The organism is Sphingopyxis chilensis, assembly GCF_035930445.1.
In the GTDB taxonomy this organism is placed as follows: domain Bacteria; phylum Pseudomonadota; class Alphaproteobacteria; order Sphingomonadales; family Sphingomonadaceae; genus Sphingopyxis; species Sphingopyxis chilensis.
On sequence record NZ_CP142394.1, the window covers coordinates 2,152,609 to 2,166,306 of the forward strand.

General features: G+C 65.3%; 10 protein-coding genes. 6 read left to right on the forward strand and 4 right to left on the reverse strand.

From position 1 onward, the window contains the following. Positions 1-30: 30 nt before the first annotated feature. The 3 genes from VSX79_RS09850 to VSX79_RS09860 all read right to left on the reverse strand — a co-directional run bounded on the left by VSX79_RS09850 (position 31) and on the right by VSX79_RS09860 (position 2,738). Positions 31-678 (reverse strand): DUF4893 domain-containing protein, encoded by a 648-nt coding sequence (locus VSX79_RS09850; protein ID WP_179495863.1) that lies wholly within the window; start codon positions 676-678, stop codon positions 31-33. 75 nt (positions 679-753) lie between these two features. Beyond that, the gene (locus VSX79_RS09855) at positions 754-1,539 is read right to left on the reverse strand and encodes a 3-hydroxybutyrate dehydrogenase (RefSeq protein WP_326913255.1); all 786 of its coding nucleotides are present in this window, start codon (positions 1,537-1,539) and stop codon (positions 754-756) included. Between the two features lie 41 nt (positions 1,540-1,580). Continuing rightward, a complete protein-coding gene (locus VSX79_RS09860) occupies positions 1,581-2,738 on the reverse strand; it encodes a patatin-like phospholipase family protein (protein ID WP_179495859.1) in 1,158 nt (385 codons plus the stop codon). 151 nt (positions 2,739-2,889) lie between these two features. Between VSX79_RS09860 and ypfJ the strand changes: the two genes are divergently transcribed. Together ypfJ and VSX79_RS09870 are read left to right on the forward strand one after the other, a co-directional pair. Then, on the forward strand, positions 2,890-3,795 hold the full coding sequence (gene ypfJ, locus VSX79_RS09865) for a KPN_02809 family neutral zinc metallopeptidase (RefSeq protein WP_179495857.1): 906 nt from the start codon (positions 2,890-2,892) through the stop codon (positions 3,793-3,795). Further along, the gene (locus VSX79_RS09870; protein ID WP_326913256.1) at positions 3,768-5,054 is read left to right on the forward strand and encodes a metal-dependent hydrolase family protein; all 1,287 of its coding nucleotides are present in this window, start codon (positions 3,768-3,770) and stop codon (positions 5,052-5,054) included. Before ypfJ ends, VSX79_RS09870 begins: the two co-directional genes overlap by 28 nt. 53 nt (positions 5,055-5,107) lie before the next feature. Here VSX79_RS09870 and VSX79_RS09875 read toward each other — a convergent pair whose 3' ends face one another. Continuing rightward, positions 5,108-5,872 (reverse strand): HPP family protein, encoded by a 765-nt coding sequence (locus tag VSX79_RS09875; RefSeq protein WP_326913257.1) that lies wholly within the window; start codon positions 5,870-5,872, stop codon positions 5,108-5,110. 130 nt (positions 5,873-6,002) lie between these two features. Here VSX79_RS09875 and VSX79_RS09880 point away from each other — a divergent pair, with 130 nt between their 5' ends. From VSX79_RS09880 to VSX79_RS09895, 4 genes are all read left to right on the forward strand, one after another. Beyond that, on the forward strand, positions 6,003-8,069 hold the full coding sequence (locus tag VSX79_RS09880) for a S9 family peptidase (RefSeq protein ID WP_326913258.1): 2,067 nt from the start codon (positions 6,003-6,005) through the stop codon (positions 8,067-8,069). A gap of 149 nt (positions 8,070-8,218) precedes the next feature. Next, a complete protein-coding gene (locus tag VSX79_RS09885; protein WP_179495851.1) occupies positions 8,219-10,972 on the forward strand; it encodes a valine--tRNA ligase in 2,754 nt (917 codons plus the stop codon). A gap of 98 nt (positions 10,973-11,070) precedes the next feature. Beyond that, positions 11,071-12,432: an MATE family efflux transporter gene (locus VSX79_RS09890; protein WP_407697281.1), complete on the forward strand. Its 1,362-nt coding sequence runs from the start codon at positions 11,071-11,073 to the stop codon at positions 12,430-12,432. A gap of 92 nt (positions 12,433-12,524) precedes the next feature. Beyond that, positions 12,525-13,697: a sensor histidine kinase gene (locus tag VSX79_RS09895; RefSeq protein WP_179495840.1), complete on the forward strand. Its 1,173-nt coding sequence runs from the start codon at positions 12,525-12,527 to the stop codon at positions 13,695-13,697. Position 13,698: the final 1 nt, after the last annotated feature.

Sequence of the window (13,698 nt, forward strand, 5' to 3'; positions counted from 1 at the left end):
CCCCTGTTTTGCGTTTGCCTGTGCTGTTCGTCAGCCCGCCGGCACGAGTTCGATCACGTCGAGCATGGATTCATAGGCCGGGGCGGGCAGCACAAGCCGCCAGCGATTGTCGCCGATCCGCTCGACCAGCCCCGCCATGTCGCGCATCCGGTCGCTGCCGTAGTTGATCGCCATCTTCTCGTCGCCAAGCTCAAGCGTGCCGAGGAAGATTTGGCGTTTCAGATTGTCGGGAAAGATCAGGCCGACCGGCCGCTGCGATCCCGACAATTTGGTGAGGCTCGACAGCCCCTGTTCGGGCGCGACGCGGCAGCGGAACCAGCCATAGGCGATATAGGAAAGGCCGCCCCGCCCCTGCGCCCCCACCTTGATTGTCCGGCAACGATAGTCGCCCGCCGGCAGGTGCGGGTTCGGCAGCGCCGCCATCGGCTGGAGAAGCACGCCCTCACGGTCGATATCCGCGCCAAAGCCCTTGGCGCGCGCGTCGGTCAGCGCCGTCTGCCAGCTATTGTACCAGCCGCGGATCCGTTCCTTGTCGGCGTCGGTCGCGGTCGCGCGCCAGCCGCCCGTTGCATCCGGCGGCGTGTCCGCCGACGATGGCGGCACAGGTGGCACCACCGTCCGGCAAGCGCCAAGGGTGACGCCAAGCGCCACCGCCAAAACCCAAATGGTGCGACCCATGATTCTCCGTTTCTCCCCGGCCCCTTGATGGTTAACCTTAGGAGGCCAAAGGAGATTGCTCAAGGGTCGAGCGGGTCAGGCCGCGGTCCAGCCGCCATCGACGCTAAGATTGGCGCCGGTGATGTTGGCCGCCTCGTCGCGCGTCAAAAACGACGCGAGCGCCGCGACCTGTTCGACCGTGACAAACTGCTTGGTGGGCTGCCCCGCGAGCAGCACATCGTTGATCACCTGCTCGCGCGTCATGCCCCGCGCCTTCATCGTGTCGGGAATCTGGTTTTCGACCAGCGGCGTCCAGACATAGCCGGGGCTGATGCAATTGACCGTGATGCCCGCATCCGCAACTTCCAGCGCGACGGTCTTGGTCAGCCCCGCGAGCCCGTGCTTCGCGGTGACATAGGCCGATTTGAACGGCGAGGCGACGAGCGAGTGGGCCGAGGCGGTCGCGATGATCCGCCCCCACTTCTTCCTGCGCATGATCGGCACGGCATGGCGGATCGTATGGAAGGCCGCGGTCAGATTGAGCGCGATGATCATGTCCCATTTCTCAACCGGGAAATCCTCGACCGGCGAGACGAACTGCATCCCCGCATTGTTGACGAGGATGTCGACCCCGCCGAAATCCTTCTCCGCTTGCGCGAACATCCCCTCGATCTGTTCGGGCTTGGTCAGGTCGGCGCCGTCATAGGCGGCCTTGCCGCCGCTGATCGCCTGCAGCCCCTTTCGCTCGGTCTCGATCGCGTCGGCCTCGCCGAAGCCGTTGATGATGATGTTCGCGCCGTCGGCCGCAAAAGCCTTCGCGATGCCGAGCCCGATGCCCGACGTCGATCCGGTGACGAGGGCGGTCTTTCCTTTGAGGCGCATGGAGCAATCCTTTCGGTGGGGAGAGTAAGGGGTTCTGACCCCTAAGAAACGTCGGTTTGGCCCTTTGGTCGCAATGCATTCGATTGCACGGCGAAACTGTCCGACCGCCCTTCGGCGATGCTGTCGGCGAGTAGGTGACCGTCCTTCATCGCCGCCTCGACCGCGTCGCGGCCGAGCGCCCAGTTGACCTCCATCGTCGAACGCGAAAATTCGAAATCGCGCGCGCCGGTCTGCCAGGCAGGCGGCTCGTGGATCAGCTGGACGAGGTTGAGCGCCTTGCAGTCGACCATTTTCCGCACCGCCTTCACCTCGGGCAGGTCGGCATATTCTTCGGACAGCTTTTGCAACATTCGGTCGATCAGCCGGTGCTCCTTGCGCCGCCGCACAAGCCCGTCCGAAATCCGCCGCGTGCGGCTTGAGTAACGGATGTCCTTCTCGCGCGACCAGGCCTGCTCGAGGTCGTGCGGCCGCTCGCCCCGGGCCGGAAACAGGTCGACCTGGAACACCAGCATATCGTCGTCCGCCGCCGCGACGACATGTTCGAGCGGGGTGTTCGAAACGAGCCCGCCGTCCCAATACCAATGGCCGTCGATCTCGACCGGCGGCAGGCCCGGCGGCAAGGCGCCCGACGCCAGAATATGCCGCGCATCGATCGTGTCGCATGTCGTGTCGAAATAGCGAAAATTGCCGGTCTCCACCGCGACCGCGCCGACCGATAGCCGCACCTTGCCGTTGTTCACCCGGTCCCAGTCAACCAGATGGTCCAGCGTCGCCGCGAGAGGAGCCGTGTCATAAAAGCTGATCGCCTCGGGCGTCTGCCGTTCGGCGAAGGCGGGCGGCGGAAAGCGCGGGATGAAGAAACCCGGAACGCCGAACGCCATCACCTGCCCCGCCGCCGCCATGTGAGACCATTCGCGCGCCCAGTCGTTGTCGGGGATCGGCAAAGAGGGTAGCGCCGACGACACGCCTTCCCAGAATGTGCGCATCTTGCCGACTGCCTGATCGCGCTCGTTGCCCGCAATGATCGCCGCATTGACCGCGCCGATTGAAATGCCCGCGACCCAGTCGAGCTCGATACCGAGTTCGATCAGCGCCTCGTAAACCCCGGCCTGAAAGGCGCCAAGCGCGCCTCCCCCTTGAAGGACGAGGACCACAAGATCGGGAAGTGGCAGCGCGGCACGGGCGGCTCGGCGGGGCATACTCGGGGGCAATCCTCTGGCTTGGAGCGGCGTCCATGTTGCACCGCACCACGGGTCATTGCAATGCCCTCCTTCGATGCGAAGTCCCTTCCAATTACCGGGTGCTGCTGTAACACTCCCGGGAACACGACCCTTACGGTGGAGAAGCCCGATGCGCCTCGACGATTATGATCCCGGAGACGATATTCGCGATCTGGGCCGGGGCGGCGGTGGTTTTGGCGGGGGCGGTGGCGGCGGTCTCGGCGGGCTGCTGATCGGCTTCCTGCCGATGTTGCTCGGCCGCAAGATGGGCTGCGGGACGATCCTGCTGCTCGGCGCGGTCGCGTTTTTCGTGCTCGGCCCCGGTGCGAACATGCTGAGCATGGGCGGCGGCACCACCGATCCGATGGCCGACAGCCGCAGCGGCGCGAACGTCGCCTGCGATACCCAAGCCGAACGCTTCGCGTGCAACGTCTTCGGCTCGACGCATGAGGTATGGGGCAGCCTGATCAACGGCTATCAAAAGCCCACGCTCAATTTCTTCACCGACCAGAACCGGTCGGGTTGCGGTGCAGCTCAGGCGGCCATGGGGCCCTTCTATTGCCCCGCCGATCAGGGCGTCTATCTCGACACCGCCTTCTTCCGCGAACTCGAACAGCGTTTCGGCGCCGCTGGCGACGCCGCGCAAGCCTATGTCGTCGCGCACGAAGTCGGCCACCATATCCAGACGATCAGCGGCATTTCGAACCAGGTCCGCAGCGCACAGGGCCGCTCCTCGCAGGCCGAGGGCAATGCGTTGCAGGTCCGCATGGAACTCCAGGCCGATTGCTACGCCGGCGTCTGGGCATCACGCGCGCGCAACAGCGCAGGCCAGCCGGTGATGGAGCCGGGCGACATGGAAGAGGCGATGCGCGCCGCCAATGCAATCGGCGACGACACGTTGATGCGCTCGGCGGGGCAGCGCCCGGTTCCCGAAAGCTTCACCCACGGGACGAGCGAACAACGCATGACCTGGCTGCGCCGCGGCCTGCAAACGGGGGATCCGCGCCAGTGCAACGCCTTCGATACCGCCATCTGAGCGCCGCGATCGCGGTATCCTTTCTGGGGGCATCGCCGGCCTCGGCCGAAACCCTCTATATAGCGGCGGGTCGGCTGATCGACGGCGTCTCGAACGCGGTCCGCACCGGCCAGTGCATCACCGTCGAGGCCGAACGCATCAAGGCGGTCGACGCCTGCGGAAAGGCGCCCGATGGTGCGACGATCATCGACTGGTCGGGCTTCACCGTCCTCCCCGGCCTGATCGACCTTCACACCCACCTCGCCGATCTTGGCCAGAGCGCCGACCTCGCCGCGCCGATGAAGGCATCGCCTGCCGAAACCGCGCTTGTCGGCGCGCGCAACGCGCGGGTCACGCTCGACGCGGGTTTCACCAGCGTGCGCGACGTCGGCACCTATCGCGGGCTGACCGACGTAACGCTGCGCAATGCGATCGACCGCGGCGACGTGCCGGGTCCGCGCATGTGGGTGGCTGGCGCCTATCTCACGATCCCGAAAGGCGGCGGCGAACTCAACGGCGTCGTCCCGAACGAGCAATTGCCGCCGGACATGCGCCTCGGCGTCGCGGCGACGCCCGAAGAGGCTGTGGCGAAGACGGCGTATCTGCTCGACCACGGTGCCGACTTCATCAAGACGATCGCGACCGGCGCGGTGCTCGCGATCGGCACGGAGCCCGGCGCGCCCGAGATGACCGTCGAGCAGCTACGTGCGGTCGTGAAGGTTGCGCATGCTCGCGGCAAGAAGGTCACAGCGCACGCGCACGGCGCCGAGGGGATCAAGAATGCGATCAACGCCGGGGCCGACAGCATCGAACATGCCAGCCTCGCCGACGAGGCGGCGCTGCAACTCGCGAAGAAAAACGGCACCTGGCTCGCGATGGACATCTATAACGGCACCTACATCGACGATATCGGCACGAAGGAGGGCTGGCCCGAAGAGTATCTGCGCAAGAATCGCGAGACGACCGACGCCCAGCGCACCGCCTTCCGCCGCGCGGTCGAACTCGGCGTCAACATCGGTTATGCGACCGACGCCGGCGTCTATCCGCACGGGCTGAACGCGCGGCAGTTCCGCAACATGGTCAAATATGGAATGACGCCGATGCAGGCGATCCAGTCGGCCACCGGCCGCGCATCGGAGGAAATGGGGCGCGGCGACGTGGGCGCGATCCTACCGGGCCGCTATGCCGATTTCGTCGCGGTAAAGGCCGATCCGCTCGCCGACATCGCCGTGCTCGAAAAGATCGACCATGTGATGAAGGGCGGCGTGCTGATCCGCTAGCTCGTTGATCGCGTTGAACCAAACTCCGTGGTTCCGACAAAAAAGGTCCGATCTTAGGACGTTACCACCTCGCGCGCGGTCTTCCCGCCACGAACCTTTTTGACCGCATCGAGTTGTGCCCGGCCGATCCGCGAGGCGGCGTGGACTTCGGCGCGGGCAAGCAGCAACGCCAGATCCTCGCGGCCGATGTCGAATGTCTCGCCCAGATCGTCGAGTGCGGCGTCGATATCATCCATCAGCAAGCCCGCCGGCGCCGCCGCAACGACGGGCTTTCCATCCACCGGCGCCGCGCGGTGGGGGTAGCTGTGTCCCGAAAAGCGATGAAAGGCCCAGCCCGCCGCGACGAGGAGCAGCGAATTGACGGCGACAGGCAGCAGCAGGTGCCCGGCGTGGCCCGACGCCAGCGTATGTCCGCCGATCACTGCGCTCAATGCGGCAGCACCACCGGGCGGGTGGAGGCAGCGAAGCAGCGACATCGTCAGGATCGCGCCGCCGACGGCCAACGCCGCAGCCAGCGCCGGTTCGGGCACCAGCCCGGCGACGATGATCCCGAACGCCGCCGAAATGACATTCCCGCCAACAATCGACCAGGGCTGGGCGAGCGGACTCGCCGGGACCGCGAACAGCAGCACCGCTGACGCGCCGATCGGCGCGACGATCCACGGCGTCGCGGCAGGAAATAGGATGAAGCAGGCGGCGCCCGCGATACCGATGCCGATCAACGCACCAATACTGCCAATCGCGCGGTCACGCAGGCTCGCACCCGCGAGCAGCGGCACGAACAGGCGGATGGTGGTGGTCGACAGCGCCCGGAACACGCGATTCTCCTTTGCGCCGCGCCGATGGACCATCATGGCGCTTCGATCCAGTGAAGTTTGATTGAGCCGCGCGAAGCTGGATTTGCCGTTAGGCTCTTGAACCGGCTCGCCGCGACGTTAAACCCCCGCCATGCGTAACATGCTCCTCACCAGCGCGATCGCGCTCACCGCCGCCCTTTCCTCCCCCGCCCTGGCCCGCCCGATGACCGAGGTGGACCTAGCAATCTTGAAACGCGTCTCCGCGCCGACCGCGTCGCCCGACGGGCGCTGGGTCGTCTTCCAGATGACCGAGACCGAGGGCGGAACCTACAAGCGATCGACCGGGCTCTGGCTCGTCGACCGCAATGCAAAGGGCGCGAAACCGACGCCGATCGCCGACACCGCGGCCAAGAATGAAACCTCCCCCGCCTTCGACAATGACGGCCTCCTCTATTTCCTCTCGAACGCGTCGGGCAAGGATCAGGTGTGGCGTATCGATCCGAAGACGGGCGGCGCCGCGACGCAGGTCACCGATACCAGGGCCGATGTCGCGGGTTTCAAGATTGCGCCAGACGGATCAAAGCTGCTCGCATGGGGCGACATTCCGAAGGAATGCACCGACTTCGGCTGTGAGGCGAAGGACAAGGGCGCGCTTCCCGGTCCCGGCACCGGCCGTCTCTACAAGGATGGCGCGGGTTTCGTGCGCCACTGGGATCATTGGGAAACCCCCGGCACCTATAGCCGCCCCTTCGTTTTCAACCTCGAAGGCGGCAAGGCGATCGCCGCGCGTCCGGCCGACGCAGGCCTGATCGGCGACACTCCCTCCAAACCCTTCGGCGGCGGCGAGGAACTCGCCTGGGGCGCTGACAGCCGCACCGTTTTTTTCACGCTGCGCAAGGCCGACCGCAACGAACCGATGTCGACCAACCTCGATATCTACAGCTGGCTTGTCGACAGCCGGATGATGCCGGTGAACCTGACGCAGGACAATCAGGCGACCGACACCCTCCCCACCCCCTCGCCCGACGGCAAATGGCTGGCTTATGCCGCGATGGCGCGGCCCGGCTACGAGGCCGACCGGCTCGTTCTGATGCTGCGCAACCTCGAAAGCGGCGAGACGAAGAAGCTCACCGACGCATGGGATCGCTCTGTCGGCTCGATCGCCTGGGCGCCCGACGGCAAGTCGCTCTATATCACCGCGCAGGACACGCTCGAACATCCGGTGTTCCGCGTCGATGCCACGACGGGCAAGGTTGAGCGGCTGAAGGCGTCACCGGAAGCGGTCGAGGGCAATGTCGGCGACGTCACCCCGCTCCCCGGTGGCGCTTTGCTCTATTCGCGCAACAGCGCGCTCCTGCCCACCGATCTCTTCGTCCGCGATGCCAAGGGCAAGGTCGGCCAGCTCACCAACGTCAACGCAGCGGCGCTCGCCGAATTCGATCCGGTGAAGCTCGAAAAGATCCAGTTCGCCGGGGCGAATGGCGACAAGGTGTGGGGCATGATCCTGAAGCCCGCCAACAGCACGGGCAAGCTGCCGGTCGCCTTCATCGTCCATGGCGGGCCGCAGGGCAGCTTTGGCAACAGCTGGTCGACGCGCTGGAACCCGCGCCTTTTCGCCGAGCAGGGTTACGGCGTCGTCACCGTCGATTTCCACGGCTCGACCGGCTATGGTCAGGCCTTCACCGACAGCATCAACAAGGATTGGGGCGGCAAACCGCTCGAGGATCTTAAGCTCGGCTTCGCCGCCGCCGGCAAGCAGGATGCGCAGCTCGACCTCACCAACGCCTGCGCGCTCGGCGCCTCCTATGGCGGCTATATGATGAACTGGATCGCGGGCCAGTGGACCGACGGCTTCAAATGCCTCGTCCAGCACGACGGCGTGTTCGACCTGCGCGCGATGGCGTTCGAGACCGAGGAATTGTGGTTCGACGAATGGGATCATGGCGGCCCGTGGTGGGAACGCACCGACCCCGAAAAGTGGAACCCGGTCAATCATGTCGCGAAGTGGAAGACCCCGATGCTGGTGATCACCGGCGAAAAGGATTTCCGCATCCCCTACAGTCAGGGCCTCGCCGCCTTCACCGCGCTCCAGCGCCGCGGCGTTCCGTCAGAGCTGCTCGTCTTCCCCGACGAGAATCATTGGGTCCTGAAGGGCGCGAACAGCGTCCAGTGGCACCAGACAGTGTTCAACTGGATGGGCAGCCATTTAAAGAAGTAAGCCCACCTCTCCCTATATCGTCACCCCGGACTTGATCCGGGGTCCATTTCCTCGCCGCAGGAATGGATGCCGGATCAAGTCCGGCATGACGAGGATGGGTTCGTTCCCCCCTTGCCGCCTTCGCCCCCGACTGGCAAAGGCGCCCGGCTATGCCGATGGAAAAAACATTCGATCCCGCCGCTATCGAGGCGAAATGGGCCCATGAATGGGAAAGCCGTGGACTCTTCCGTCCCGCGCGCCCCGACGCGACACCCTTCACGATCGTCAACCCGCCGCCGAACGTCACCGGCGCGCTGCATATCGGCCATGCGCTCGACAATACGCTGCAGGACGTGCTCGTCCGCTACGAGCGGCTGCGCGGCAAGGATGCCCTCTGGATCGTCGGGATGGACCATGCCGGCATCGCGACGCAGATGGTTGTCGAGCGCCAGCTCAACGAACGCCAGCAAAAGCGCACCGACTTCACGCGCGACGAGTTCGTCGACAAGGTCTGGGAATGGAAGGCGACCAGCGGCGGCCAGATTACCCGCCAGCTCCGCCGTCTCGGCTGCTCGATGGACTGGTCGCGCGAGCAGTTCACGATGGATCCGCATTTCACGCGTGCGGTGGTCAAGGTATTCGTCGACCTCCACAAGAAGGGTCTGATCTACCGCGACAAGCGCCTGGTGAACTGGGATCCCGCGCTCAAGACCGCGATCTCCGACCTCGAAGTCGAATCGCACGAAGTGCCGGGCCATATGTGGCATTTCAAATATCCGCTCGCGGATGGCGAAACCTACACCTATGTCGAGCGCGACGCCGACGGCAATGTCTTGTTCGAGGAAGAGCGCGACTATATTTCGATCGCGACGACGCGCCCCGAAACGATGCTCGGCGACGGCGCCGTTGCGGTGCATCCCGACGACGAGCGCTATCGGCCTATCGTGGGCAAATATTGCGAAATCCCCGTCGGGCCCAAGGAACATCGCCGCCTGATCCCGATCATCACCGACGAATATCCCGATCCGCATTTCGGGTCGGGCGCGGTCAAGATCACCGGCGCGCATGACGAAAACGACTATGGCGTCGCGCAACGCAACGGCATTCCGATGTATCGCCTGATGGACGAAGTCGCCGCGATGCGCGCCGATGGTCCACCCTACGCCGAAGCCGCCGCGCGCGCGGTCGAAATCGCCAGGGGCGCGACCGCGACCCCGGCCGAAATCGACGCGCTCAACCTCGTTCCCGAAGAATATCGCGGGCTCGATCGTTATGAAGCGCGGGGGCGCGTCGTCGCCGACATCGATGCCGAAGGGCTGATGGTCAAGGTCGAGGACAAGCTGATCATGCAGCCGTTCGGCGACCGTGGCGGCGTCGTGATCGAGCCGATGCTGACCGACCAATGGTATGTCGACGCCAAGACGCTGGCGCAGCCGCCGATTCAGGCGGTGCGCGACGGGCGCATCAACATCGTCCCCAAGACGTGGGAAAAGACCTTCTTCAACTGGATGGAAAATATCCAGCCCTGGTGCGTCTCGCGTCAGCTGTGGTGGGGGCACCGGATTCCGGCGTGGTACGCCGAGGACGGCCGCATCTTTGTCGCTGAAACCGAGGAAGAGGCGCAAGCCGAAGCGGGCGCCGGTGTCGCCCTGACCCGCGACGAGGACGTCCTCGACACCTGGTTCTCCTCCGCCCTCTGGCCCTTCGCAACGCTCGGCTGGCCCGAGAATAGCGAACTGCTGAAGCGCCATTACCCCAATGACGTGCTCATCTCCGGCTTCGACATCCTCTTCTTCTGGGATGCCCGCATGGCGATGCAGGGGATGGAGTTCATGGGCGACGTGCCGTGGAAGACGCTCTACCTCCACGGCCTCGTCCGCGCGCCCGACGGCGCGAAGATGTCGAAGTCGAAGGGCAATGTCGTCGACCCGCTCGGGCTGATCGACCAGTACGGCGCCGACGCGCTGCGCTTTTTCATGTCGGCGATGGAAAGCCAGGGCCGCGACATCAAGATGGATGACGCCCGCCTCGCCGGCTATCGCAACTTCGCGACCAAGCTGTGGAACGCCGCGCGTTTCTGCGAAGCCAACGGCATTTCGGCCTCGACCAGCTTCGAGGCGCCCGCCGCGACGCTCCCGGTCAACCGCTGGATCATCGGCGAGGTCGCCGCGACCGTCGCCGCGATGGAAAGTGCCTTCGCCGCCTATCGTTTCGACGAGGCCGCGAATGCGATCTACAGCTTCGCGTGGGACCGTTTCTGCGACTGGTATCTCGAACTGATCAAAGGGTCGATCGACGACGAGACGAAGGCGGTCGCGGGCTGGGTGCTCGACCAGATCCTCGTCATGCTCCACCCGTTCATGCCGTTCATCACGGAAGAGCTGTGGACCGGGCTTGGCGATCGCGCCGACTATCCGCTGATCACCGCCAAATGGCCCACGCCGAACGCCGCGCACGATGCCGACGCCAGCGCCGACATCGACTGGCTGATCAAGCTCGTCAGCGAATTGCGGACTGCCAAGGCCGAGCTTGGTCTGCCGCCGGGCGCGCGCCTGACCGCGCATTTCCCGGTGTCGCTCAAGCGCCGCACCGACAAGCTCGCCGCGCAGCTCGACCGCCTCGCACGTCTTGAGACGGTCAGCTTCGACCTCGCCCCCGCGGGCGCCGCGGCGCAGCTCGTCGTCGAGGGCGAGACGATCACCGTGCCGCTCGAGGGCGTCATCGACATCGCCTCCGAACGCGACCGGCTGACCAAGGCGCTCGCCGCCGCGACGAAAGAACGCGATGGCCTCGCCGGCCGCCTGAACAACGCGTCCTTCGTCGAACGCGCCAAGCCCGAAGCGGTCGAAAAGGCGCGCGTCGACCACGCCGCCAAGGAAGCCGAAGCCGACCGCCTGACCGCCGCACTGGCGCGGCTGGGGTGAACGAAGAGGTCCCCGTCACGCCGACGCCGGTCGCGGCGGCGGCGGACCCGGCTGCCAGCCCGGTCCCGCCGCGCCAGACCGCGCGCGGCGCCGGGCGGATGGACCTGACCCAGGGGCCGATCACCAAGACGCTGATCCTCTTCGCGCTGCCGACGCTCGCGTCGAACATTCTCCAGACGCTGTCGGGATCGGTGAACTCGATCTGGGTCGGGCAATTCCTCGGCGAGGGCGCGCTCGCCGCGACCGCCAACGCCAATATCATCATGTTTCTGATGTTCGGCGCCTTCTTCGGCTTCGGCATGGCGGCCACGGTGTTGATTGGGCAGTCGATCGGGCGCGGCGATATCGACGCTGCGCGGCGCGCGACCGGCGGCGTGATCGGCCTTGCGCTGATCTTTTCGATCGTCATCGCGATTGTCGGCTGGTTCGCGTCGGACCAGATATTGCGTTGGCTCGAGACCCCGCCCGAAGCCTTCGGGCTCGCGCATGATTATCTCCGCGTCACCTTCCTCGCGGTTCCCGCGTCGATGCTATCGGTGACGCTGATGATGGCCTCGCGCGGCGCGGGCGATGCCGTGACGCCGCTCCGCTTCATGATCCTCGCGGTCGTGCTCGACATCGTCTTCAACCCCGTGCTGATCCTCGGCCTCGGCCCCTTCCCGCGCCTGGGGATCGCGGGCAGCGCGCTCGCGACTGCGCTCGCCGGGACGATCAGCCTCGCGGGCATGATCGGCTGGTTCTACGCGAAGAACCATGTTCTCCGCCTGCGCGGCCGCGAACTGTCATACCTTCTTCCCAAATGGAGCGAGCTGCGCTTCATCATCGGGCGCGGCCTGCCGATGGGCGCGCAGATGCTCGTCATCTCGGGCGCCGGACTCGTGATGGTCGGGCTCGTCAACCGCGAGGGGCTCGTCACCGCCGCAGCCTATGGCGCGACATTGCAGCTCTGGAACTATATCCAGATGCCCGCGCTCGCGGTCGGCGCGGCGGTCAGTTCGATGGCGGCGCAGAATATCGGCGCCGGGCGCTGGGACCGCGTATCCTCGGTGACGAACAGCGGCATCGCGATCAACCTCGCGATGACCGGCGTGCTCATCGCGCTCCTCCTGGCGTTCGACCGTGCCGCGCTCGCGCTGTTCCTCGGCGGCGAAAGCCCGGCGATCGACGTTGCGCGCAATATCCAGCTGATCGCGACCTGGACTTTCCTGCCCTTCGGCACGACGATCGTGCTCATCAGCACCTTGCGCGCCAACGGCTCGGTCGTGCCGCCGCTCGTCATCCTGTTCCTGTCGATGTTCCCGATCCGCCTCGGCATCTATTATTTCGGCTATCCCGCGGTCGGCAGCGACATCCTCTGGTGGAGCTTCCCGCTGTCGTCGCTCTCCTCGCTGGCGATGGCATGGGCCATATACAAGCGTGGCGGCTGGCGCCGGGCATTGCCTCGGTCCGGGGGCGGCTAAGTCGCCGGCTTTCGACCAAGGCGCGCGCCGCTTCGACTGGCGGCCCGGCGCCCGCTAGCCAGCGACCGGCTTTTGCCGCTAAAGTCATGTCAATGAATGTGACAAACCGCAAAGACGCGCTGCGCGACCAGCGCGCGAAAATGCTGGCCGCCGCGCCCGACTGGCGCGCATCCGACGCGCGCGTCAATCCGCGCGTCGCGATCGGGTCGATCATTGCCATGTGGCTGATCTATTTCCTGATCACCACCGGCCTCGCCATGCTGACCGGCGCGCCCGAACAATGGTCTTATGCGGGCCGCCGCGCGATCGTCGTCGTCGCGGGAATATTGTGCACCTTCGTCCTCTACCAGTTGCTCCAGCGCGCCCAGCCGCAAAGCTTCGGCGCACGCCTTGCCGCCGCGATGGGCGCCGCGATCCCGCTGGTCGTCGTCTATGCGACGATCAACCTGCTCGTCTTCTTCTATTGGTTCCCCGCGCCCGACACGGCAAAGATCATAGAGGAAGTGCAATCGAAATTCCCAGTGGCGTGGGAAATGGTGTTGATCCTCGACAGTTCGATCCGCTGGTATTTCTTTTTCGCGGTCTGGGCCGCGCTCTATGTCGCCTTCGGCTACGCCAATGAAATGCGGGCGGTCGAACGGCGCGCCAATCATTTCCGCATGGAGGCGCAGACCGCGCAGCTCCGTGCCTTGCATTATCAGGTCAATCCGCATTTCCTGTTCAACACGCTCAATTCGCTATCGACGCTGGTGCTGAAGGGGTCGAAGAGCGAGGCCGAGACGATGATCATGAACCTCTCGTCCTTCCTCCGCTCAAGCCTTGCGGTCGATCCCGAACAACTCGTCAGCCTCGACGAGGAGATCGCGCTCCAGCGTCTCTATCTCGATATCGAACAGACGCGCTTTCCCGACCGGCTCCAGGTCGAGGTGACGATGCCCGACGAGTTGAAAAACGCCTGCGTGCCGGTGCTGATCCTGCAGCCGATCATCGAAAATGCGATCAAATATGGTGTTTCGCCCAGCAAGGGCCGAATCGCGATTCGCCTCGACGCCAGTGCCGAATATGGTCTGCTCATAGTGCGCGTCGAGAACGACATCGACCCCAAGGCGCCCGTCCCCGCTTCGGGTACTGGGCTCGGGCTCGGCAATGTTCGCGAACGCCTGCTGACGCGCTATGGCCCCACTGCGGGCTGCGAATGGGGCAAATCGGATAGTGGCGGCTTTGTCGTTTCGCTCTGGCTGCCGCTGGCACGGGAGGCTTGTTGAC